Genomic DNA, 22,118 nt, shown 5'->3' with positions numbered 1-22,118 from the left:
AACGAGATGCAAAGCTCGGACAAAACATGTCGTGAGAACGCGGAAGCATGACTCACATACCGCGCCACACACTCATCGTCGTCCCGGCGAAGGCCGGGACCCACAACCACCGTTGCAAATGGTTACGCTCTGCTGGAACGACGAGTGCCATCCACAACATCCGCTGCGGCGTATGGGTCCCGGCCTTCGCCCATAGGCGCTAAAATAGGATTTGCGCCTTGGATTCGTTTGTGATTCCAAGATGGAATGGCACACGAATCGCTTGTGAACAAAGATTGGGCGCGCGTTGTCGCCCGACTTGGCGGAGCCGAGGCTCTGAACATTAGCGCGCGCAAGACGAAGGCGTTTGTCCGTCCGCGGGAGATCAGCAATGCGGTCGACTTGCTGCGCCTGATCTTGGCTTATTGCCTTGGTGAGAAAGGGCTGCGGTTGACGGCGGCATGGGCCACGTCGGTTGGGCTTGTCGATATCTCCAACGTGGCTCTGTTGTATCGCTTACGTCAGTGCGGAGATTGGCTGGCAATCTTGGTCGAGCAGGCGCTTGCCGACGCGGCGCCGAAGGCGATCCGCGGTCGTCTGATCCGTATTGTTGACGCCACGACGGTCCCCAAGGCTGGGACGAGCGGCAGGAACAAGAACGCAGTGTGGCGTATCCATAGCGCGTTCGATCTTCCGCAGGAGCGCTTTGGTCACTTCGAACTGACCGATCAGCGAGCGGGCGAGACGCTGGATCGGATACCGGCGGTTGCCGGTGAGATCCGTCTTGCCGATCGAGCCTATCTGCAACCGGAGCGCATGGCGCATCTCGTCGATGCCGATGCAGACTTCGTGATCCGGGCCGGCTGGAAGAGCGCGCGCTGGCTCGATGCCGAAGGTAATCTTGTTGACCTCACTGCCGAACTGCGCAACGCCTCGGCGCGTGGCCTGATCGATCGGCCGATTTGGATAAAGCGCAAGTCAGGTGCGCCGCCGCTCGCAGTGCGTCTGGTTGCCGCGAAGAAGCCGGCGCAAGCTGCTGCGGCTGCGCGACGCAAGGCGCGCCGGACTGCACAAAAGGGAGGTCATCAGCTCTCCAGGCAAACACTTGACGCCGCAGATTGGGTGATCCTGGTGACCTCACTCAGGCCAGAGGACTTCACGACTGCAGATATCCTCGCCCTCTATCGGCTGCGATGGCGCATTGAGCTCGGCTTCAAGCGGCTGAAAAGCCTGATTGGCCTGAAGGGACCTCCCGGAACCGACGAGCGGTCCGCCAGACCCCATATCCTCGCTCATCTGCTGATCATTCTATTGCTCGAGCCGCTCGTCGACGAACTCGAAGACTCTCCCCGCTTGGCCGACGCCGCCTGACCCACCCAGTGACGTGGCGTCTGCTGCGCCAGCTCGTCGCTTCGCTACGGCAAGCGATCATTCCACAGCCCGCAATCGCTCTACTCTGCAGAGCCAGTCACGCTCTCCGGCGACATCTACGCGAGCCACCCAGACATAAGCGCCACTATCAGACTATGATCAAACTATCTTAGCGCCTATGGGCCTTCGCCGGGACGACGCCTGGGACTTAACCACCGAAGCAAATTGCTATGCACTCTTGCAACGGCGAGTCCCGCCTACAACATTCGCCGCGGCGTATGGGTTCTCCGAGTTCATGCGGCGCGAACGCGCCATTGTCCATCCAACCAGTTCATCGACTGATGTCGCGCGAATGCGAACGTGTAACCTACACGCCAATGCTGACACGTAGCTTACAGCTGGTCCCTGTCGGGCGGGTCTCACCGTCGCATCGATGGCGGATGACTTCCTCAGCCGCTGCATGCTACTCCACCGCGGCGCCGACCGGCGGTCCGCCCGGCGGGCGGTGCAGGAAGGTGATCGATGCGTAGGCGCCGACCCACGAGCCGAGGGCGGCGAAGGCGACGTAGAGCCAGTTTTCGGTGTAGCTGATCACCGCATAGGAGGAGAGCACATACCAGACGCTGCTCCAGGTCGCCGCCGGCACGCGCTTGCGCGCCACGACCGCCGAGGTGAACATGACATAGACCGCGTCGGTCGCTGCGGTCGCGAGGAAGACAGCGCCGGCGGTGAGAGGATCGATGGCAGCCATTGCAACTCCTGTGTGGGTCGGGCAGAGCTGGATATAAGCAGGGCCGGAAATGATTGTTGGGATCGGGCACCGCCTTTTTGTCATCATGCTCGGGCATAGGATAATCGCAAACGGGTATTCGCATGCAGGACATTCGTGAAATCCTTTCCGATGTCTGGACCGGCGCCGGCGGCGCGCCGGCCGCGCTCGATGCGGTCACATTGACCGGCAGCGAGCCGCAGCTGCCGTCGTCGTTTCGGGTCGCAGCCGCAGCGCAGGCGCCGATCGCAGCAGCCGGCCTCGCCGCGGCCGAGATCTGGAAGGCCCGCAGCGGCGAGCAGCAGGACGTCGCGGTCGACATCCGCCATGCCGTCGTTGAATGCCGCAGCGAGCGCTATTTGCGCGTCGACGACAAGCCGCCGCCGCCGGCCTGGGACAAGATCGCCGGCGTCTATTGTGTCAAAGACAACCGCTTTGTCCGCCTGCACACCAATTTCCCGCATCATCGCGACGCCGTCTGCAGGGTGCTCGGCTGCAACGCTGAGCGCGACGAGGTCCAGGCCGCGCTGCTGCAATGGGACGGCGAGGCGTTCGAGACCGCGGCCTACGCCGCCGGCGGCGTCGTCGCCTTGATGCGCTCGCACGACGAATGGTCGGCGACGCCGCATGCCAAAGAACTGGCAAAACTGCCGTTGATCTCGATCGAGAAGATCGGCGAAGCCGCGCCGAAGCCGTGGCCCGCCGGCAGCCGGCCGCTGGCCGGCATCCGTGTGCTCGATCTGTCGCGCGTGATCGCCGGTCCCGTCGCTGGCCGCACGCTCGCGGCGCATGGTGCCGAGGTGCTGCTGATTTCCGGTCCCGATCTGCCGGCGATCCCCTGGCTCACCATCGACACCGGCCGCGGCAAGCTCACGAGCTTCCTCGAGCTGCGGAGCGAAGAGGGGCGGGGCGTGATGCAGGGTCTGGTGGCGCAGGCCGATATTCTCTCGCAGGGCTATCGGCCGCAGGCGATCGCGCGGCTCGGCTTCTCGCCGGAGGAAGCGGCGCGGATCAATCCCGGGATCGTCTATGTGACGCTGTCGGCCTATGGCCATGCCGGACCATGGGCCGGGCGCCGCGGCTTCGACTCGCTGGTGCAGACCACGACCGGCTTCAATCATGCCGAAGGGCAGGCGGCCGGCACGGACGGGCCGAAGGAATTGCCGGCCCAGATGCTCGACCACGCCACCGGATATTTCATGGCGTTCGGTGCCATGATGGCGAAGGCCCGCCAGGCCCGCGAAGGCGGCAGCTGGCACGTCCGGGTATCGCTGGCGCAGACCGGGCGCTGGCTGTGGAATCTTGGCCGCCTCGAAGGAGGCCTTGCGACCGGGGACCTGAAGGCGGATGCGGTGCAGCGCTTCATCGAACGGCTGCCGTCCGGCTTTGGTACGCTGAGCTCGGTCCGGCATGCCGCAGTGCTGTCCAGCACACCGGCCCATTGGTCCCGTCCGGCCATGCCGCTCGGCAGTCACCCTCCGGAGTTTCCTGCCCCGGAGTTTCCCGGATAAGACATTCAGCTGCCGTTCAGGCTATGCAAACTTTAACGACAGGCGTCGCCGAATGGCGATTTTTAGGTTGTTTGAGACGCCAATTCAGCACTATTAGCGCACCGCTGGGGCCGTCCCGCCGGATGCTGCAACGATCGACCCCGCGGACCGCATGGTGAAAGAGTTTACCAAGAGAATGCAGAGCTTTAGCCGTCCGCGCCTGGTCGTGGCCGCGGCGCTGCTGGCGGTTGCCTGCGCGGGTGCCTATGGCTACACGCGTTTCGGCTCGGAAAAGCAGACATCTTCGGAGGTCTCCAGCCAGTCCCGCAAGGGCGGCGCGCGCTATGCGCCGTCGGCGGCCGAGTGGGCCAGCCTGACCTTCCAGACCGTGAGCGAGCACACTTTCCGCTCCGAGCTGGTGACCGAGGGCAAGATCGGCATCGATGAGGACCGCTCCACCCCGGTCTATTCGCCCTATACCGGGCGTGTCACCCGCCTCATGGTGCGGCCGGGCGATGCCGTTGTGAAGGGCCAGCCGCTGTTCGTGATCGAGGCGGCCGACACCGTGCAGGCGCAGAACGATTACATCGCGGCGATGACCGGCCTCAACAAGGCGCAGTCGGCGCTCGACCTGGCGCAGATCCAGGAGAAGCGCGCCAAGGATCTGTCCGAGGGCAAGGCGATCCCGCTGAAGGATTATCAGCAGGCCCAGACCGCGCTGGTGCAAGCGCAGAACGATGCGCGCTCGGCGCAGACGCTTTTGGAAGCGGCGCAGAACAAGCTGCACATTCTCGGCTTCGGCGACGACGACATCACGACGCTGCGGCAGAAGGGCCGCCTCAATCCGGAGACGACGGTGTTCGCGCCGATCGGCGGCACCGTGGTCCAGCGCAAGGCCGGTCCCGGCCAGTATGTCTCGACCGGCGCCAGCGACCCGGTCTACGTGATCGGCGATCTGTCGACGGTCTGGCTGATCGCCTTTGTCCGCGAATCCGACGCAGACAATGTCGCGGTCGGCCAGGACCTTACCTTCAGCGTGATGGCGCTGCCGGGCAAGACGCTGAACGCCCGGGTCAACTATGTCGCCGCGGCGATCGACGCGACCTCGCGCCGGCTCCTGGTTCGCGCCACCATCGACAACGCCGACAAGCGGCTGAAGCCCGAGATGTTCGCCAATGTGACGCTGTATTCGAAGGGCGATCACCCGGCAGTCGGCGTGCCGAAGCAGGCGCTGATCTACGAGGGCGACCAGGTTCGGCTCTGGGTCGCGAGGGCCGACGACAAGACCATCGAGCTGCGTCAGATCAAGCCCGGCCTCATCAATGGCGACCTCGTCGAGGTGGCCGGCAACCTCAAGCCGGGCGAGCAGATCGTGACGAAGGGAAGCCTCTTCATCGACCGCGCCGCATCAGGCACCTAAGCGCATGATCCGGAAAAGTGGGAAGCGGTTTTCCCTCGCGACAAACGCAGAGCGCGTTTGCGCGGAGATCACGCTCAACAAGAAAATTCCCTTCCAGTTGAAAGCGCCGATCTGAATGGATCGCCTCGTCGCCCTTGCCGTCAATCGCCGCTACTTGATGGTGGCCATGTTCGTGGCCGTCTTGATCGGCGGCCTGCTCGCGTTCAAGCAGCTCAACATCGAGGCCTATCCCGATCCGACCCCGCCGATGGTCGATATCGTGACGCAGAGCCCGGGCCTCTCGGCCGAGGAGATCGAACGCTACATCACGATCCCGATCGAGACCCAGGTCGCCGGCATCAAGAACCTCAAGACCATCCGTACCATCTCGCTATACGGCCTTTCCGACGTCAAGCTGCAGTTCTCCTTCGACTACACCTATGACGAGGCGCTGCAACAGGTGCTCAACCGCCTGTCGCAGCTCGCGCCGCTGCCGGGCAACGTGCTGCCCGGCATCTCGCCGCTCAGCCCGATCGGCGAAATCTTCCGCTACCGCCTGAAGGGACCGCCTAACTACAGCGTGCTCGACCTCAAGACGCTGCAGGACTGGGTGCTGCAGCGCCGCTTCCGCGCGGTGCCCGGCGTGATCGACGTCACCGGCTGGGGCGGCAAGACCAAGACCTACGAGATCCAGGTCGACTTCAACAAGCTGGTCGCCAACGGACTGACGCTGCCGCAGGTGCTGCAGGCGGTGTCCAACGCAAACATCAATGTCGGTGGCAACACCGTGAACATCGGCTCGCAATCGGCCGTGGTGCGCGGCGTCGGCCTGATCCGCTCGATCGACGACCTCGCCAACACCATGGTCTCGCAGTCCGGCGGCAATCCGGTGCTGGTGCGCGACATCGCCCATGTCACGATCGGCGAGAAGCCGCGGCTCGGCATCGCCGGCCTCGACAATGACGACGACATCGTGCAGGGCATCGTCCTGATGCGCCGCGGCGAGCAGAGCTCGCCGACGATTACCCGCGTCGAGCAGCTGGTCCACGACATCAACCATTCCTCGATCCTGCCGCCCGGCGTGAAGATCGAGCGGATCTACGACCGCAAGGACCTGATCGAGCTCACCACCCACACCGTGCTGCACAACATGGTGGTCGGCATCCTCCTGATCGTGCTGTTGCAGTGGATATTCCTCGGCGACCTCCGCAGCGCGCTGATCGTCGGCGCGACGATCCCGTTCGCGCTGTTCTTCGCCGTGATCATCCTGGTGCTGCGCGGCGAATCCGCCAATCTGCTGTCGGTCGGCGCGATCGATTTCGGCTTGATCGTCGATGCCACCGTGATCATGGTGGAAGCGATCTTCCGCCGGCTGTCGCAGACCACCGCGCTGTCGGAAGACGAGCGAAGCCACATCTCCGAGGACACGGTGATGGGGATGAAGAGCCACGCGATCCTGTCGGCGGCCGCCGACGTGTCGCGCTCGATCTTCTTTGCCGCGGCGATCATCATCGCGGCGTTCCTGCCGCTGTTCACGCTGTCCGGCGTCGAGGGCAACATCTTCGGCCCGATGGCGCGCACCTATGCTTACGCGCTGGCCGGCGGGCTGCTGGCGACGTTCACGGTCACTCCGGCGTTCAGCGCGATCATCCTGCCGGCGCATATCCACGAGACCGAGACCTGGATCGTCAAGAAGCTCGATGCGATCTACCTGCCGGTGCTGAACTGGGCGATCGCCAACCGCAAGCTGGTGATGGCCGGCGCGGCCGGCCTCGTGGTCATGACCATCATCTTCGCGCGCTTCCTCGGCCTCGAATTCCTGCCCAAGCTGGAAGAGGGCAATCTGTGGATCCGCGCCACGCTGCCGCCGACGATCTCGCTGCAGGAGGGCAATGCCTATGTCAACGAGATGCGGAAGCTGATCCGCAGCCGTCCCGAGGTGGTATCGGTGGTGTCGCAGCACGGCCGTCCCGACGACGGCACCGATGCGGCCGGCCTGTTCAACGCCGAATTCTTCGCGCCGCTGAAGCCGGCCAGCGAATGGCCAAATACTCACGACAAGGACGTGCTGACCGCGCAATTGCTGGCGCAGTTGCAGGAGAAATTCCCGGGCGTCGAATTCAATTTCTCGCAGTATCTGCAGGACAACGTGTCGGAAGCGGTGTCCGGCGTGAAGGGCGAGAACTCGATCAAGCTCTACGGCAATGATCTGCAGGCGCTGACCGACACCGCCAACAAGATCAAGTCGGTGCTGTCGACGGTGCAGGGCGTCACCGATCTTGCGGTGTTCACCTCGCTCGGCCAGCCGACCATCCAGATCGACGTCGATCGCGCGCGCGCCGCGCGCTATGGCCTGTCGCCGGGCGACATCAACGCCACGATCCGGGTTGCGGTCGGCGGCGACAGCGCCGGCGACCTCTATGAGCCCGGCAGCGACCGGCACTTTCCGATTATCGTCCGCCTTGCGCCGGAATATCGCAAGAGCGCGGAGGCGATCCAGAACTTGCGGATCGGGGTGGCGAACGCCAACGGCGGCATCACGCAGATCCCGCTCTCCGAAGTGGCCTCGATCAACCTGATCTCCGGCGCTGCCTATATCTACCGCGAGCAGCAGGAGCGCTATTTGCCGATCAAGTTCTCGGTCCGCGAGCGTGACCTCGGCAGCGCGATCCGGGAGGCGCAGCAGAAGATCGACGAGCAGGTGCAGCTGCCGCCGGGATCGCGCGTCGAGTGGGTCGGCGAGTTCGGCAATCTGCAGGATGCGATCAGGCGGCTGTCGATCGTGGTGCCGATCAGCCTCGCGCTGATCGCGGTGCTGCTGTTCTTCAATTTCGGCTCGATGATCGACACCATGCTCGCGATGAGCGTGATCCCGATGGCGATCTTCGGCGGTGTGCTCGGGCTTCTGATCTCGGGGATTCCGTTCAGCGTCTCGGCGGCGATCGGCTTCATCGCGCTGTTCGGCATCGCGGTGATGGACGGCATCATCATCCTGTCGCAGTTCAACCAGCTGATCGACGAGGGCTACGACCGGATGCGCGCGGTGATCCGCACCGGCGAGCTGCAGCTGCGTCCGGTGCTGATGACCTGCGTGGTGGCGGGCGTCGGCCTGTTGCCGGCGGCGATTTCGGAAGGCATCGGCTCGCAGGTGCAGAAGCCGCTCGCCATCGTCGTTGTCACCGGCATGATGCTGGCGCCGCTGGTGATCCTGATCACGCTGCCGGTCTTGATCTTCTATTTCTCGCGCCGGCCGCGCGAGCGCTAGCTCAGAAGGAATCAGGTGAAGCCGTAGAGCCGTGCCGGGTTGTCGACCAGGATCGCCTTGCGGACCGCGGCGTCCGGCGCCCAGACCGGAAGCTGGTTGAGGAGGCGGCCGTCGTCGATCTGAAACAGCGGCGTCACGTCGGTGACCTTCTTGCCTTGCGGCGTCACCGAATCCGGGTGCGGCCAGTCGGTGCCCCAGACGATACGCTCGGCATTGGCCGCGATCAGCGCCTGCGCCAGCGGCGTGGCGTCGGCATAATCGGGCGCGAGCTTGGAGGCGCGGTAGGCGCCGGAAATCTTGACATAGGCCTTGCCGGATTTGACCAGCGCGAGCAGGTCGGCAAATCCCGGCTGGTCCGTGCCGAGGGCGGCCTCGGCGCCGCCGAAATGGTCGAACACGACCGGCACCGGCGCTGTAGCGACGAGGTCCTTGATCGCGGAGATCATGGCGAGGCTGGTGAACAGCTGCACATGCCAGCCGCGCGCCTTCATCCGCTCGATCGCGGCCGAGAAGCGCTGCCGGCCGACATTGGGATCGTTGACGCCGCCGGTCGCGAGGTTGAGGCGGATGCCGCGGAAGCCGGCCTTGTTCATGGCATCGAGATCGCTCTCGCTGGTCTTGTCGTCGATCACGGCGACGCCGCGCGCGGTCGGCCCGCGGGCCGTGATGCCGAACAGGGTCGACGAATTGTCGGGGCCATAGACGCTCGGCGTCACGATCACCACGCGCTCGACATGGAGCGCCTTGTGCAGCGCGCTCATCTCCTCCGGCGAGGCCGGTTCCGGGGTGTAGACGCGGCCGGCGAAGAACGGGAATTTCTCGGGGTCGCCATGGATATGGGTGTGGCAGTCGCACGCCCCGGCGGGCATGTCGAAATTCACCGCGGTCGATGGCTGCGCTGCCTTGGAAAATGCGTTGCTGCTGGTCATGGTCACTCCGGCTGCGATGGAAGCCAGCATCATATCGCGTCGCGTCAGCATTGGACGTCTCCCTGCGTGCTCGGCTGTTATGCGCGTCATACGCGCGCCGGCATTATGGGTTGCCGGCGGGGGCGGAGGTTATCGGCGGAGAGAGCGGGCGGGAAGGGCCCGTTCGCGGTGCGAACGGTTCCACGATGCCTATTGTCCCGACGGCGTGCGCAGGCCGTGCCAGGCGTCGCGCACCTGATGGTAGTGCACCTCGGGCAGATAGTCCGGCGTCTTCAGGTTCAGCGTCTTGACGTCGAGGCGCCCGGTCGCGCTGAGCAGCGTGTAGGAGGCGATCACGCGGTCGCGCTGCGCACCGATCAGCCGTGCTCGCGCGGTGATCAGATCCTGCTGCGCGTTGAGCACGTCGACCGTGGTGCGCTGGCCGCCCGCGGCTTCTTTCTGCACGCCAGCCAGCGCAACCTCCGCGGCCTTCATCTCGGACTCGGAAGCCGACACCGCGATCTTGGCGCCCTCATTGGCGACCCACGCGCTGACCACGGCGGTCTTGGCCTGATTGCGGACCTGATCCAGCACCAGCCGGCTCTGCGCCGCGACCTCCTTGGTCTGCCGGGTCTGCGATGCGGCGGTGCCGCCGTCATAGATCGGCTGCGTCACCTGACCGATCACCGAGGCTTGATCGGTGCCGAAGCTGCCGAGCGTGGTGTCGGTGTCGCGGCTGCGGCTGACGCTGCCCTGCACGGAGACATTCGGCATCAGGCTGCTCTCGGCGACGCGAATCGAGGTCGAGGCGACGTCGACGTCGAAGCCTGCCGCGGTGACGGCGGGATGCTCGCGGAGCGAGAGCGCGATCGCATCCTCGCGGCTGCGCGGCAACAGCCGGTCGATGGTCTCGGCCGGGCGCAACTGGGATGGTGCGTTGCCGACCACCTGCGCATAGGTGGCCTGGCTGATCGCGTAATTGACCTCGGCGGCGTTGAGATCGGCAAGGCCGCGGTTGAGCCGCGCCTCGGCCTGGGCGGTATCGGTCGGCGTCACGTCGCCGGCATTAAGGCGCCGTTCGGTGATTGCCCGGGTCTCCTTCAGGAAGGCGACGTTGGCGCGCTGCGCCTCGACCAGGGTCTGGTTGGCCAGGACGTTGGTGTAGGCGGTGACCGCGTCGAGCAGCACACCCTGGCCGACATTGCGCAACGCCTCGCGGCCGGACTGCACCTGCAACTCGGCGACGCGGACGCTGTTGGCGGTCTTGAAGCCGTTGAACAGGGTCTGCGTCACCGTGACGCCGATCTGCCACGGCTTCAGCGTTGCGGTCTGGATCACATTGCCGGGCAGCTGGTCGCGCACCGCTTGCAGACCAACCGACAGGCCGGCGATGATCTGGGGACGGTAGCCGGCCAGCGCCTGCGGCACGTTCTCGTCGGTCGCACGCTGGCGCGCCCGCTCGGCGTTGAGTTGCGGATTGGTCTGATACGCCTTGACCAGGGCGTCCGGCAGGCTCTCGGCGCGTGCCGCGGTCTCCGTCAGCAGCGCACATGCCAGCGCGCCAAGGCCGATGCCCGACAAAAGCACGCGCCTCGCTACGTCGCCGACCCTCGCGGCACGCTCAACCATGTGATCCCGCAAACCAAAACTCCGGCAGTGCGCCCCCGCCGACGCCGCCGACACATCTACCTGTTTACGGGGCGGTGCCGCCACAGACAAACCGCCGCGCGACATCTGCACATCATTTCAGTTCTTGTCTGTTGCCGGTTCGTCACAGGCGCACGTATCGGTCATATGAAGTATAAGTTTGAACCGCCGGCCGTCGATTCAACGATGCCGGTTATCCACCGTCTCGTCCGGGTCCATTGCTGATGCCGATATTCTTCTCCGACCCCGAGGCGATCGCGGAGCACATCATTCGTGACGTCGGAACCGAACTGGTGGTCGGGCTGCCGCTCGGCCTCGGCAAGGCCAACCACATCGTCAACGCGCTGTATGCGCGAGCAGTGGCCGACCGCTCCATCAACCTGACGCTGTTCTCCGCGCTGACGCTGGAAAAGCCGAAGCCGAAGAGCCTGCTCGAACGGCGCTTCATCGGACCGGTGATCGATCGCCTGTTCGGCGGCTATCCAGATCTCGCCTACGCGGATGCGCTGCATCACGGCGCACTTCCGCCCAACATCAAGGTGATCGAGTTCTTCTTCCTCGCGGGGCAGTGGCTGCACCAGCCATTCGCGCAACAGCACTACATTTCCGCCAACTACACCCATGCGGCGTCATATTTGTTGTCGCGCGGACTGAATGTCGTGCCTCAGCTCGTTGCCAAGCGCATGGTCGACGGCGTGCCGCGCTACAGCCTGAGCTGCAACACCGACACCACGCTCGACGTGCTGCGCGCCCGTGCGCGGGGGCGGGCGTCGTTCAAGCTGATCGGCCAGGTCAATTCCGAGCTGCCCTTCATGCCCGGCGCCGGCGACCTGCCGGCGGATGAATTCGCCGCGGTGCTCGACAGTCCCGAGACCGATTTCCCGCTGTTCGCGCCGCCGTCCGAGCCGATCAGCGACACCAAATATGCGATCGGCTTGCACACCGCCGGTCTGGTCCGCGACGGCGGCACGTTGCAGATCGGCATCGGGCAGGTCGGCGACGCGCTGGCGCAGGGGCTCGTGGTCCGCCATCGCGACAACGCCCAATTCCACGGCATCATGCAGCGCCTTGCGCCCGGTACCGGGCAACTCGCCGCGGCCGAGACCGGGTCGTTCGAAAAGGGTCTCTACGGCGTCAGCGAGATGCTGTTCGAGGCGTTCCTCGGGTTGATCGACGCCGGCATCCTCAAGCGCGAGGTCGGCGGCGTGATCCTGCACGGCGCATTCTTCCTGGGCCCGCCATCATTCTACCGGGCGCTGCGCGAGATGGCACCGGAGCAGCTGGCGCGAATCCAGATGATGCCGGTTTCCTTCACCAACGAGATCTTCGGCGACGAGGACGGCAAGCGTCGCGCCCGGGTCGATGCGCGCTTCGTCAACAATGCGATGATGGCGACGCTGCTCGGCGCTGCGATCTCGGACGGTCTCGAGAACGGCCAGGTCGTGAGCGGGGTCGGCGGCCAGTACAATTTTGTGGCGCAAGCATTCGCGCTCGAGGGCGCACGTTCTGTGCTGGCGCTGGAGGCGACCCGTCAGTCCGGCAAGCAAGCGCAGTCGAACATCCGCTGGTCCTATGGACATGAGACCATCCCGCGGCATCTGCGCGATGTCTTTGTCACGGAATATGGCGTTGCCGACGTCAGGGGGAAATCCGATGCCGACGTGATCGCCGCGATGCTGCAGGTCTCGGACTCCCGCTTCCAGGGCGAATTGATGCGGCGGGCAAAGGATGCCGGCAAGCTGCAACGCAGCTACGAGATTCCTGCGGCGCATCGCGAAAATTATCCCGAGCGCATCGGCGATGCGCTGAGGCCCGCGCGCGATGCCGGGCTGCTGCCGTCATTCCCGTTCGGCAGCGACTTCACCGATGTCGAGCAGCGGTTGATTCCGGCCTTGCAGATCTTGCAGCAGGCGCAGCACACGCCGCTGCAACTCGCCGGCCTGCTGTGGCAGGGCATGCGACATCCGCCCGATGCCGCCGACCGCGAATGCCTGGCGCGGCTCGGTCTCGACAAGCCGACGCATTTCGCCGAGCGCGCCTATCGCGCGCTCGTCACCGCGGCATTGCAACGGAGCCGAATGGCTAAAGCGCGATGAGATCATCGCGCCTTAGCCTGTTGTCTGAGCATGATCTTGTCCGGAAAACCGCTTCGCACTTTTCCGGATCATGCTTTAGCGGTTCTTGTTGACCGGCTTGCGCTTCTCGATGAACGCCGCCATGCCCTCGGAGCGATCCTCGAGCGCGAAGGTCGAGTGGAACAGATTGCGCTCGACATTCATGCCCTCTGCGAGCGGCGTCTCGAACGCGCGGTTGACGGCTTCCTTGGCCATCGCGACCGCCGGGCGCGACATCGAGGCGATCTTCTCGGCTGCCGCGAGCGCCTCCTCGAGCAGCTTGTCGGCCGGCACGATCCGCGACACGAGGCCCGAGCGCTCGGCTTCCGCCGCATCCATCATCCGCCCGGTCAGGCAGAGGTCCATCGCCTTCGACTTACCGATCGCACGGGTCAGGCGCTGCGTGCCGCCGATGCCGGGAATGGTGCCGAGGGTGATTTCCGGCTGGCCGAACTTGGCGGTGTCGGCGGCGATGATGATGTCGCACATCATCGCGAGCTCGCAGCCGCCGCCGAGCGCATAACCCGCGACCGCGGCAATGGTCGGCTTGCGGCAACGGGCGACGCGGTCGCCGCCGATGGCGGTGAAATCGCTGTTGAACATGTCGATGAAGCCTTTCGGCTGCATCTCCTTGATGTCGGCGCCGGCCGCGAAGGCCTTCTCGCTGCCGGTGATCAGGATACAGCCGATCTTGTCGTCGGCCTCGAGATCGTCGACCGCCGCGGCGATCTCGCGGAACACGCCGAACGAGAGTGCATTCAGCATTTTCGGCCGGTTCAGCGTGATGACGCCGACCGGTCCCTTGCTTTCGACAATGATGAATTCGAACGTAGCCATGGACGCAAACCCCGTGCCTGATTTGCCGGGCAATGTGCCCGCTGACGGGATGCGCTTCAAGTGGCTGAAACGAGGCTTTGGGCTGCGGTGCGGCGCCCCCCGCGCCGCACCGCAGGTGCCTCCGCTAGGCCATGAACATGCGCGCGGCGGAGGCCACCGTGAGCAAAGCGCCGAACCCGATGAAGATCTTCCCGATCAGCGAGGTCTGGTCCCAGCTCGCGCTGTCGCTGCTCGCCAGAACCGGGGCCGGCTTGGGTGCAGCCACGGCAACCGTCGGCGGCGGCGCCGGCGATGCCTCCTGTTGAGCGGTCTGCGGCTGGGCCGGCTGCGGCTGTTCCGCCGGCTGCTCCTGCTGCAGGGCGCGGTCGACCTCGTTGAGCTGGTCGGATGCGACCACATTACCGTCGGACTGGTCTGCGGGCTTGTCGGCCGCGGCAATCAACACATTGGCTTTCACCGGCGTCGCCGCTGCATTGTCGTCGCCGGAGGTCAGCTCCGCATTGGCGTTGGCGACGGTGGCGGGAATGCCTGCCGAGGTGACCCTGCCGGCGTCGTTATTGGTGGCCTTCTTGCTGTCGGATTTGTCGGCGGTCCTGGAGGACCGGTGGCGTGCCGAGCGCCGGCCATGCCGCGAACTCTGCTCGGCAGACTTGTCGGTCGTTGCGCTGTCGGATTTCGATGCCGATGCGTCCGATCCGGCCGCATGCGCCGGCAACGGAGCCGCGAGACACACAAGAAGCCCTGTCAGTCCTGTCGCAACCATCAATGCCAAGCGCCCGCTGGCTTTGATCTTCATTTTGATGATCTCCCCATGTCGCCCGCCCAAGGGCGAAAAGAGACCCCGCTGCGTGTCCACACCGGGGCAGAAAAAGGGAATCTTCGGGCATCCGGGGGCAAAAGCTGGGCAATTTCTTCCCAGTGGCCCATCGACGGCAGCAGCACCGATGCTTGTCGGACCGATCGGTGTTATGAGCCGTGACGTCTGGAAACCCGCCGGAGCGATTCTTTGAGGCCGATCCTCGGCGCGGTCTTGCAGGAGGATAGAGATCACGAATTCGTGATCGTCTGGCATGCCGCGTAACGAACTGAAAGATCGGCCGAATTGCAATTCAGGAGCCTGCGTGCGCGAACGTGAGGATGAATGGACCGGCCTGATGCGGTCGGCCATTTCAGGCGATGATGCGGCGTACCATCGCCTGCTCAAGGCCATCACGCCGGTACTCCGTGCTGCGGCGCGCCGCGGCCTGGCGCGCGCGGGACAACCGGTCGATCAGTCCGAGGACATCGTGCAGGACATCTTGTTGGCGGTACATTTGAAGCGACAGACCTGGGACACCAGCGCGGCGTTCGCGCCGTGGCTGTTCGCGATCGCGCGCAACAAGCTGATCGACGCGCTGCGCCGCCGCGGCAAGCGGATCTTCGTCAACATCGATGATTTCGCCGAGACGCTGCCCGGGGAAACGCCGGAACCGACGGCCTCGCCGGGCGAGGTGAGCGCCCAGTTGCAGGCTTTGCCTGCGCGGCAGCGCGAGGTGCTGCAATCGATCGCGGTCGACAGCACCTCGATCAAGGACACCGCGGCGAAATTCTCGATGACCGAGGGCGCGGTGCGGGTCGCGCTGCATCGCGGGCTTGCGAGCCTCACTGCGAAATTACGGGATCGATGAGCATGGACACCGATCAACTCATTCGAACCCTTGCCGCCGACAATGCCTATCGCTCGCGTCCGATCGGTCTTGCGCTGATGCTGGCACTACTGGCGGCGGCGCCGGTCTCGCTTCTGATCTTCTTCGCCGAACTCGGCGTGCGGCCCGACGTGATGATCGCGATGCACAATCCGTTCTTCGACCTGAAATTCGCCGTGACGCTGGCGCTTGCCGCCTCGGCGATCGCGGTCAGCCTGCATCTGTCGCGCCCGGAGGCTTCGCTGCGCGGCTTCGGCTGGTGGCTGCTGATTCCCGCCGCCATCCTCGTCGCCGCCATCAGCGGCGAGATGATGATGCCACAGCGGACGCCGATGATGACGCGGCTGATCGGCAAGAATTCGATGGCCTGCATGACCGCGATCCCCGCGATGTCGCTGCCGCTGCTGGTCGGCGCGTTGTACGGGCTGCGGCAGGGCGCGCCGGCGCGGCCGGCGGTCGCCGGTGCGATAGCCGGCCTGCTCTCGGCAGGGCTGGCGGCAACCGTCTACGCGTCGCACTGCACGGATGACTCGCCGCTGTTCGTCGCCACCTGGTACACGCTGGCGACCGCGATCGTCGCGAGCGTCGGCGCACTGATGGGAAACCGGGCGCTACGCTACTAGGCCGCTGGCGCGGACTGCTGCATGCGATGGAAGCGCAGCACCTGCTGCGCGGTCGACGGCCGCAGCCGCTCATAGGTGTCCTTGCAGGCCTGCAGATCGGTCGGCTCGCCGCCCGAGATGTCGTCGCGCAGGTTGATGATCGCCCGCACCGTCGACCATGACAGGCCCGAGACCTTGGCCAGGATCATGACGCCCTCGGCGCGGGTTTCGATCATCATGTTCTCGGCGACGCTGACCGAGACGTTGGCGAGCGCGGCGAGCGAGGCATTGGTCTCGTCGAACTTGCCGGCCTCGGCGAAGGCCGCGAGCTGGAATTCGTCGAGCCGGCCGTCTTGGTAGAGCGACTTGACCAGCGCATGCGCGATCGTGGTGTCCGGCGTCACGGCGGCCGGCGCCGAGCGCGCGCGTCGCGTCGCTTCCTTCACCGCGATCGGAATCTCCTTGGCCTGCTGCGGATTGGCAGCCTCGAGCCGCTGCCTGACCGCGTCCGATGCCTTGGCGACCAGCTTGAGATAGAGATGCCGCGGGATGTTCGGGCGCAGCCCGACGCAGGTCGACAGATTGTCGTCGCCCTCGGCGCGGCTGACCAGGCGGGTGAAGCCGCGCTCGGTGAATTCCGCGCCGGGATTGTTGACCGCGCTCTGGATCACCTCGTCATTGCCGCGCAGCACCAGCACGTCGGTGACGGCGCCGCTCAGCGTCTTGCGGTTCGAGATCGCGAGCAGATGCGCCTGGCTCTTGCTGCGCGCCGTTTCGATCAGGGTGTCGTCGTCGAGCCGCGGCGACAGCGTCAGCACGGGGCCCGCGACCTCGATCAGGTCGTCGAAGGCAAGGGTGCGGATGGTCTGCGGCGGTGCGGTATCGATCGGGGCGAGGCGGTCGGCGAGCAGCGCCTTGGCCGAGTTTTCGATGTGCTCGAGCAGGCATTGGAAAACATCATCGAACAGCACGATCTGCTCGTTGGAATAGTTCACCGAGCCGTTGATGAAGAGGTCGGTCACGCGGCGCAGCGTCTCGACACGGCGTGCGACGGTGCCGTGTGCGAGCGTCGTCTGCAGCTCATCGAGCAGACTTTCGGGAGCGGTCTCGGGCTTCAAACTCATGACTCTGTCCTGGAGCGGTGGCGACGGCTTCTCCGGCGCCGAAGAGGAAAAGGATTTCAGGCGCTGGCGATGCGGTTGCGTCCCCTGGCCTTGGCTGCGTAAAGCGCGCCATCGGCGCGGGCGAGCAACGTATCGGAGTTTTCGCGCGGCTTGAGCGTCGTGACGCCCGCGGAGATCGTCACCCGCATGCCGGGCGAGAATGCGCTCCAGTCGAGATCGGCGATGATCGCGCGCAGCCGCTCGAGCGCGCGCATCGCCTGATCCTGCGACAGGTCGGGCAGCACAAGCAAAAATTCCTCGCCGCCGTAACGGCCGAAGCGATCGACGCTGCGGAGGTTGGCGAACATGCCGATGGCGAAGGTGCGCAGCGCCTCGTCGCCGATCGGATGGCCGTAGACGTCGTTGATGCGCTTGAAATGGTCGAGGTCGATCAGCGCGACCGCGCAGGAGCTGCCGTTGCGCGCGCAGCGCGCGATCTCCTCTTCGAGCGTGCGCATGATGCTGCGGCGATTGGAGGCGCCGGTCAGTTCATCGAGCTCCGCGAGCTCCTCGATGCGCCGGTAGGCTTCCTTCAGCTTCAGCCCGCTCTGGTACAGCGATTGCTGCATCGAACTGGAGAAGATGCCGAGGCACATGCAGCGCCCGATCGTCAGCGCGAACACCAGCATGGTGGCGAGGCGATCGATCCGGGTCGCGGTCGGCATCCCGATCGCCTTGTCGGTGCCGAGGAACAGAGCGGCGAGGCCCAGCACCATGACGGTCCAGACGATCGCAGTCTGCCGCGCCGAGGTGCGCAGCGCGCCGAAGCCGAACACCACGAACAGGTTGCAGAGAAACAGCACGCCGACTTCCGGCGCGATGTAGGTGAACACCAGCAGGTTCACCATGTTGATCGCCGATTGCGGCGCGACCAGATAGTGGTCGCGGAAGCGCTCGTGAAAGCCGCGCTCGGAGAGCACCACATAGACGGCGACCAAAGACAGACCGGTCAGCGCGTAGGCGGCCGCCACCCAAGCCGACGTGGTGCCGCCATGCGCGTAGATCAGCAGCACGACGGCGTCGAGCACGAAGCAGGCCGCGATCATCGACTGGATCTGGCGGCGCTGCTTGGCCCGGCGCGCCAGGCGCTCGGCCGTCAGCCTGGGACGGCCGCTTTCCGATGCGCCCGCGATCGGACTGGGAAGTGACGACGCAGCGCTGCCCATGGTCTCGCCATTGGTGAAGTCCGGCGAAAATCTACGTGGGAAAGCCTTTAGGTTTGGTATCTTTTGGAACCGAATCTACCCCGGTGTAGCCCGGTCATCGCCCTTGTTTCGTAAGGGGAATCCGTTCGCAGAGGCGAGACGGGAGCGATGTGCGGCAAGCCTGCGCTGTGGCGGACTTCGTGACGGTGCTGGCGTGCCGATAAAGCCTTGGTATGGTCGCGCCGGATGGTGCCTGCCCGCGAGAGTTTCCACTATTATGATACCCTTTATCGAGTCTCGGCTGATTTTTTCTCATTGGAAGCGCCGACTGTGGCATAGATCACACATGCAGTGCGGACATTGCCGTAATGTGAAGAATCTTGGCTCTCGCGTCGAACCACGCACCGCCCCCTTCAGACCAACTTTGCGAGACGGGCATTGAGCGCGACACAGGCGGCTTCAGACGACGTTCTGATCGCTCGGATCGCTCAAGGCGACCGGCTTGCCATGCAGGTGCTGTACGGGCGGCACCATGTCAGGGTGTACCGCTTCGGGCTTCGGCTCGTGCGGGACGAACAGGTGGCGGAAGATCTCATCAGCGAGGTCTTCCTGGACGTGTGGCGTCAGGCGGGCAAGTTTGAGGGACGATCCGCCGTTTCGACCTGGCTTCTGGCGATTACCCGGTTCAAGGCGTTGTCTTCGCTGCGGCGAAGGAAGGACGCCGAGCTGGACGATGAGGCCGCGAACGCGATCGAGGACACGTCCGACGATCCGGAAACGGTGGTGCAGAAGAAGGACACCGGTGACACGCTGCGTAGGTGCCTGACGGGACTATCGGCGGAACATCGGGAAATTGTCGATCTTGTCTACTATCACGAGAAATCCGTGGAAGACGTCGCTGAGATCGTGGGGATTCCGGAGAATACCGTGAAGACGCGCCTGTTCTATGCGCGCAAGAAACTTGCCGAGTTGCTGAAGGCAGCCGGTGTCGAGCGAGGTTGGCCATGATGGCTGCGAGAACAAAGGTGCAAGAGCCTGACGATATCGAGATGCTGCTGCCCTGGCACGCGGCCGGCACGCTGAACGCGCGTGACACGCGCCGCGTCGAGGACGCGCTTGCGAGCGATCCGGAGCTCGCTCGGCAATATGCCGTCATTCGCGAGGAATATGCCGAGACCATCGGCCTCAACGAGAGCCTCGGTGCGCCCTCGGCGCGCGCGATGCAGAAGCTGTTCGCCGCGATCGATGCCGAGCCGGAGCACAAGCCGTCGATGGGCGCGCGCATGTCGGCCTCTGTCTCGGAGTTCTTTTCGAAATTGTCGCCGCGGACGCTGGCGTGGTCGTCCGGCCTCGGTGCGGTCGTGGTGTTGTTGCAGGCGGGTGTGATCGGCGCGGTGCTGATGCGCAGCCAGCCGGCCTTGTTCCAGACGGCGTCGCTCGATGTCGCCGAGCGCAGTGCGCCGGTCGCGCCCAGTGCGCCGATCACGCGCGACCTCGGCGCCAGCGTGGCGGCGACGCCGACCCGGCTGCTGGTGCGCTTCACACCCGATGCCAGGGTCGCCGACATCACGTCGCTGCTCGACAATTACCAGGCCTCGATCCTCGACGGGAAGGGCGGGATGTTCCGGCTGCAGTTCCGCGCAATGGACAAGAGCAGCGTCGCTGCGCTGATTGCGCGTTTGCAGAAGGAGAAGATCGTCAGCCTCGCGGTCGAAACGCCGTAATCGGCGGCTGACGGTTCTGCGCCGAGTTGAGGTCACCATGGCCGCCAACGGCCGGACCAGATCGACGAACCACGCGATCGCCGCAGCCGCAGCATTGTTGCTGGTTTGTGTTGCCGGCTCCGCCTCCGCCCAGAATTTCATGCGATCGCCGACCGGTGGCGCGCCACAGGTCTCGTCCGGGATGCGGGCCAATCCCGGTATCGGAAGGCTTGGTGGCAATCCCGCCGGCGGGTTCGGCGGCTCAGTTGGCCGCATGCCGCCGCTATCGGTGGACCGTGGCCCGGCCTCGTCGTGGACCGACGATGGGCCGCGACCGCGCGTGCCGCCCCCTGTGCGCCCCGCGCCCCGTCTCTCCGCTAATTGCGATGACGGCGATCGAGGCCAATGTTCCGACCGGCCGGTCGCCGGCAACGGCGGCAAGGGCGCAACGCGGAAGGGCAGGGCCGGCGGTGGCGGCAGTTTGCGTGCACAGGATGCGTCGAGCGTGCGAACCGTGCCAAATGAGCTCGTGGCCGAAATCGACGGTGCATTGACGGAGGCGGAAGCAGATGCACTCGCACGCCGTCATGGGTTGAGGCGGATCGCCTCGCAGAATGTCGCGCTGCTGGGTGCGACGATCGGCCTGTTCCGCATCCTGGGCAATCGTTCGGCCGAAACGGCGAGCCGCGAGCTCGCAAGCGATGCCGGCGTCCGCTCCGTACAGCCCAACTACCGTTACGCGCTGCAGGACCAGAAGGCGTCGGGCGGCAGCGATCCGGCGCAATATGCCCAGACACAGCTGCATCTGCCCGCGGCTCACAAGCTGGCGCGCGGGATGAATGTCACCATTGCCGTGATCGACTCCGGCGTCGACGCCGCCCATCCGGAATTGGCGAACACGGTCGCCGATACGTTCGATGCGCTCGGCAGCAAGGATGCTCCAAACGCCCACGGCACCGCCATTGCCGGCGCGATTGCGGCGCGTGTCAGGCTCACGGGGAGCGCGCCGGAAGTGCGGATCCTGGCGATCCGCGCCTTCGGTGCGGTCGCGGGCGGCGCCGGGAGCACTTCCTATGTGATCCTCAGGAGCCTCGACTACGCGGTGGCGCATGGCGCGCAGATCGTGAACATGAGCTTCGCCGGACCGCAGGACGCACTTGTCGGACGCGCCGTGGCAGCCGCCGCGGCACGGGACGTCGTGCTGGTCGCCGCGGCCGGCAATGCCGGTCCGACATCGCCGCCGCTGTATCCGGCCGCCCATCCCGATGTGATCGCGGTGAGTGGCACCGATGCCGGCGACCGGCTGATGGCGGCCTCGAACCGCGGCAGCCATATCGCGCTGGCGGCCCCGGGCGCCGACCTCCTCGCGCCGGTGCCCGATGGCAAATACCAGCTGATGTCGGGCACCTCGTTTTCGGCCGCGTTCGTCAGCGGCATCGCGGCCTTGGTGCTGGAACGCAATCCGGCATTGAAGCCCGCCGAGGTGCGACGGGTCCTGGCCAGCACGGCGCGCGATCTCGGGACACCTGGACGTGACGATCTGTTCGGTGCAGGGGAGGCGGATGCGCTTGCCGCGGTGATGGCGGCCACCAGTGCTCCCGGTGCCTCTGCCGCGGACAAACCGTCGCAGCCTGCACAGCAGGCCGACGGCAATAACACTTCCGTGAGCCGCACGTCGAATGAACCCGCGCCGTCGATCGCATCGGAGGATTCCGCTGCAAATCGCCGTGCTGCGCAGTGATTTTCGACGCCGAACGCCGGCAACGGTGCGATGGAACCGCGGCGCGAGAAGGTTAAAAAAATCGCCGGCGATTTGAACGTCCGCCTTCCTCTCACGACTTATGTGTGTGGGAGCGGTTTATCCCTCCCCGGCTATATCAGGCGCGAGCGCCCATCCACCCCAAGCGCCCATATGGCTTTGACCCGTCCGGTTGTCCCCCCGGACGGGTCTTTCATTTTGGGGGTCCCTTGTGTGACGGACTCGACGGTGCGCGGCGCGATGGCGCCGACCGATCGCAACGGGATGGGCAAACGCGCGACG

Annotated in this window: 17 protein-coding genes; 10 read left to right on the top strand and 7 right to left on the bottom strand. The window is 65.3% G+C overall.

Annotation, left to right across the window (positions count from 1 at the left end; all coding sequences use genetic code 11):
* Positions 1-264: 264 nt before the first annotated feature.
* Complete coding sequence (locus tag ACVWZM_RS04755) at positions 265-1,350, top strand: IS4 family transposase (RefSeq protein WP_253587271.1); 1,086 nt, start codon at positions 265-267, stop codon at positions 1,348-1,350.
* Between the two features lie 463 nt (positions 1,351-1,813).
* Here the strand turns inward: ACVWZM_RS04755 and ACVWZM_RS04750 are convergent, their stop codons facing one another.
* Entirely contained in the window at positions 1,814-2,101 is a 288-nt protein-coding gene (locus ACVWZM_RS04750) for a hypothetical protein (RefSeq protein ID WP_018270628.1), read from the bottom strand.
* Between the two features lie 122 nt (positions 2,102-2,223).
* Here ACVWZM_RS04750 and ACVWZM_RS04745 point away from each other — a divergent pair, with 122 nt between their 5' ends.
* The 3 genes from ACVWZM_RS04745 to ACVWZM_RS04735 all read left to right on the top strand — a co-directional run bounded on the left by ACVWZM_RS04745 (position 2,224) and on the right by ACVWZM_RS04735 (position 8,273).
* Positions 2,224-3,630: a CoA transferase gene (locus ACVWZM_RS04745; RefSeq protein ID WP_168856441.1), complete on the top strand. Its 1,407-nt coding sequence runs from the start codon at positions 2,224-2,226 to the stop codon at positions 3,628-3,630.
* Positions 3,631-3,781: 151 nt separating this feature from the next.
* On the top strand, positions 3,782-5,029 hold the full coding sequence (locus ACVWZM_RS04740; RefSeq protein ID WP_057015665.1) for an efflux RND transporter periplasmic adaptor subunit: 1,248 nt from the start codon (positions 3,782-3,784) through the stop codon (positions 5,027-5,029).
* A 115-nt stretch (positions 5,030-5,144) separates the two neighbouring features.
* On the top strand, positions 5,145-8,273 hold the full coding sequence (locus ACVWZM_RS04735) for an efflux RND transporter permease subunit (RefSeq protein ID WP_456852129.1): 3,129 nt from the start codon (positions 5,145-5,147) through the stop codon (positions 8,271-8,273).
* Between the two features lie 11 nt (positions 8,274-8,284).
* Here the strand turns inward: ACVWZM_RS04735 and ACVWZM_RS04730 are convergent, their stop codons facing one another.
* A complete protein-coding gene (locus ACVWZM_RS04730; RefSeq protein WP_456835281.1) occupies positions 8,285-9,253 on the bottom strand; it encodes an amidohydrolase family protein in 969 nt (322 codons plus the stop codon).
* A 138-nt stretch (positions 9,254-9,391) separates the two neighbouring features.
* Positions 9,392-10,810, bottom strand: a complete 1,419-nt coding sequence (locus tag ACVWZM_RS04725) for a TolC family outer membrane protein (RefSeq protein ID WP_143271176.1) — start codon at positions 10,808-10,810, stop codon at positions 9,392-9,394.
* A 242-nt stretch (positions 10,811-11,052) separates the two neighbouring features.
* Between ACVWZM_RS04725 and ACVWZM_RS04720 the strand changes: the two genes are divergently transcribed.
* A complete protein-coding gene (locus ACVWZM_RS04720; RefSeq protein ID WP_456835280.1) occupies positions 11,053-12,924 on the top strand; it encodes an acetyl-CoA hydrolase/transferase C-terminal domain-containing protein in 1,872 nt (623 codons plus the stop codon).
* A gap of 75 nt (positions 12,925-12,999) precedes the next feature.
* Here ACVWZM_RS04720 and ACVWZM_RS04715 read toward each other — a convergent pair whose 3' ends face one another.
* Entirely contained in the window at positions 13,000-13,779 is a 780-nt protein-coding gene (locus tag ACVWZM_RS04715) for an enoyl-CoA hydratase (RefSeq protein WP_016843234.1), read from the bottom strand.
* Positions 13,780-13,903: 124 nt separating this feature from the next.
* A complete protein-coding gene (locus tag ACVWZM_RS04710; RefSeq protein WP_456852127.1) occupies positions 13,904-14,851 on the bottom strand; it encodes a hypothetical protein in 948 nt (315 codons plus the stop codon).
* A gap of 49 nt (positions 14,852-14,900) precedes the next feature.
* Between ACVWZM_RS04710 and ACVWZM_RS04705 the strand changes: the two genes are divergently transcribed.
* Entirely contained in the window at positions 14,901-15,446 is a 546-nt protein-coding gene (locus ACVWZM_RS04705; RefSeq protein ID WP_057015660.1) for a sigma-70 family RNA polymerase sigma factor, read from the top strand.
* A 2-nt stretch (positions 15,447-15,448) separates the two neighbouring features.
* On the top strand, positions 15,449-16,087 hold the full coding sequence (locus ACVWZM_RS04700; protein WP_456835278.1) for an NrsF family protein: 639 nt from the start codon (positions 15,449-15,451) through the stop codon (positions 16,085-16,087).
* Here ACVWZM_RS04700 and ACVWZM_RS04695 read toward each other — a convergent pair.
* Together ACVWZM_RS04695 and ACVWZM_RS04690 are read right to left on the bottom strand one after the other, a co-directional pair.
* On the bottom strand, positions 16,084-17,190 hold the full coding sequence (locus ACVWZM_RS04695; protein WP_028331661.1) for a DUF2336 domain-containing protein: 1,107 nt from the start codon (positions 17,188-17,190) through the stop codon (positions 16,084-16,086). The genes ACVWZM_RS04700 and ACVWZM_RS04695 overlap by 4 nt on opposite strands.
* A gap of 56 nt (positions 17,191-17,246) precedes the next feature.
* Complete coding sequence (locus tag ACVWZM_RS04690; protein ID WP_057015657.1) at positions 17,247-18,395, bottom strand: GGDEF domain-containing protein; 1,149 nt, start codon at positions 18,393-18,395, stop codon at positions 17,247-17,249.
* Positions 18,396-18,812: 417 nt separating this feature from the next.
* On the opposite strand from ACVWZM_RS04690, the gene ACVWZM_RS04685 reads away from it, so the two are divergent.
* The 3 genes from ACVWZM_RS04685 to ACVWZM_RS04675 are packed head-to-tail and all read left to right on the top strand — an operon-like array spanning position 18,813 to position 21,818.
* Positions 18,813-19,382, top strand: a complete 570-nt coding sequence (locus ACVWZM_RS04685) for a sigma-70 family RNA polymerase sigma factor (protein ID WP_016843228.1) — start codon at positions 18,813-18,815, stop codon at positions 19,380-19,382.
* Positions 19,379-20,098: a hypothetical protein gene (locus ACVWZM_RS04680; RefSeq protein WP_050387103.1), complete on the top strand. Its 720-nt coding sequence runs from the start codon at positions 19,379-19,381 to the stop codon at positions 20,096-20,098. Before ACVWZM_RS04685 ends, ACVWZM_RS04680 begins: the two co-directional genes overlap by 4 nt.
* Before the next feature lie 37 nt (positions 20,099-20,135).
* Positions 20,136-21,818, top strand: a complete 1,683-nt coding sequence (locus ACVWZM_RS04675; RefSeq protein ID WP_456852125.1) for a S8 family serine peptidase — start codon at positions 20,136-20,138, stop codon at positions 21,816-21,818.
* Positions 21,819-22,118 lie beyond the last annotated feature (300 nt).

It is taken from the genome of Bradyrhizobium sp. USDA 4501, from assembly GCF_054062115.1.
This window is presented reverse-complemented; position numbering and strand designations above follow the sequence as displayed.

What these genes read in the sequence shown, in the direction of transcription:
- ACVWZM_RS04750 (WP_018270628.1), bottom strand. Translation starts at nt 2,101, where the DNA reads ATGGCTGCCATCGATCCTCTCACCGCCGGCGCTGTCTTCCTCGCGACC.
- ACVWZM_RS04745 (WP_168856441.1), top strand. Translation starts at nt 2,224, where the DNA reads ATGCAGGACATTCGTGAAATCCTTTCCGATGTCTGGACCGGCGCCGGC.
- ACVWZM_RS04740 (WP_057015665.1), top strand. Translation starts at nt 3,782, where the DNA reads ATGGTGAAAGAGTTTACCAAGAGAATGCAGAGCTTTAGCCGTCCGCGC.
- ACVWZM_RS04735 (WP_456852129.1), top strand. Translation starts at nt 5,145, where the DNA reads ATGGATCGCCTCGTCGCCCTTGCCGTCAATCGCCGCTACTTGATGGTG.
- ACVWZM_RS04730 (WP_456835281.1), bottom strand. Translation starts at nt 9,253, where the DNA reads ATGCTGACGCGACGCGATATGATGCTGGCTTCCATCGCAGCCGGAGTG.
- ACVWZM_RS04725 (WP_143271176.1), bottom strand. Translation starts at nt 10,810, where the DNA reads ATGGTTGAGCGTGCCGCGAGGGTCGGCGACGTAGCGAGGCGCGTGCTT.
- ACVWZM_RS04720 (WP_456835280.1), top strand. Translation starts at nt 11,053, where the DNA reads ATGCCGATATTCTTCTCCGACCCCGAGGCGATCGCGGAGCACATCATT.
- ACVWZM_RS04715 (WP_016843234.1), bottom strand. Translation starts at nt 13,779, where the DNA reads ATGGCTACGTTCGAATTCATCATTGTCGAAAGCAAGGGACCGGTCGGC.
- ACVWZM_RS04710 (WP_456852127.1), bottom strand. Translation starts at nt 14,851, where the DNA reads ATGCCAGACGATCACGAATTCGTGATCTCTATCCTCCTGCAAGACCGC.
- ACVWZM_RS04700 (WP_456835278.1), top strand. Translation starts at nt 15,449, where the DNA reads ATGGACACCGATCAACTCATTCGAACCCTTGCCGCCGACAATGCCTAT.
- ACVWZM_RS04695 (WP_028331661.1), bottom strand. Translation starts at nt 17,190, where the DNA reads ATGAGTTTGAAGCCCGAGACCGCTCCCGAAAGTCTGCTCGATGAGCTG.
- ACVWZM_RS04690 (WP_057015657.1), bottom strand. Translation starts at nt 18,395, where the DNA reads ATGGGCAGCGCTGCGTCGTCACTTCCCAGTCCGATCGCGGGCGCATCG.
- ACVWZM_RS04680 (WP_050387103.1), top strand. Translation starts at nt 19,379, where the DNA reads ATGATGGCTGCGAGAACAAAGGTGCAAGAGCCTGACGATATCGAGATG.
- ACVWZM_RS04675 (WP_456852125.1), top strand. Translation starts at nt 20,136, where the DNA reads ATGGCCGCCAACGGCCGGACCAGATCGACGAACCACGCGATCGCCGCA.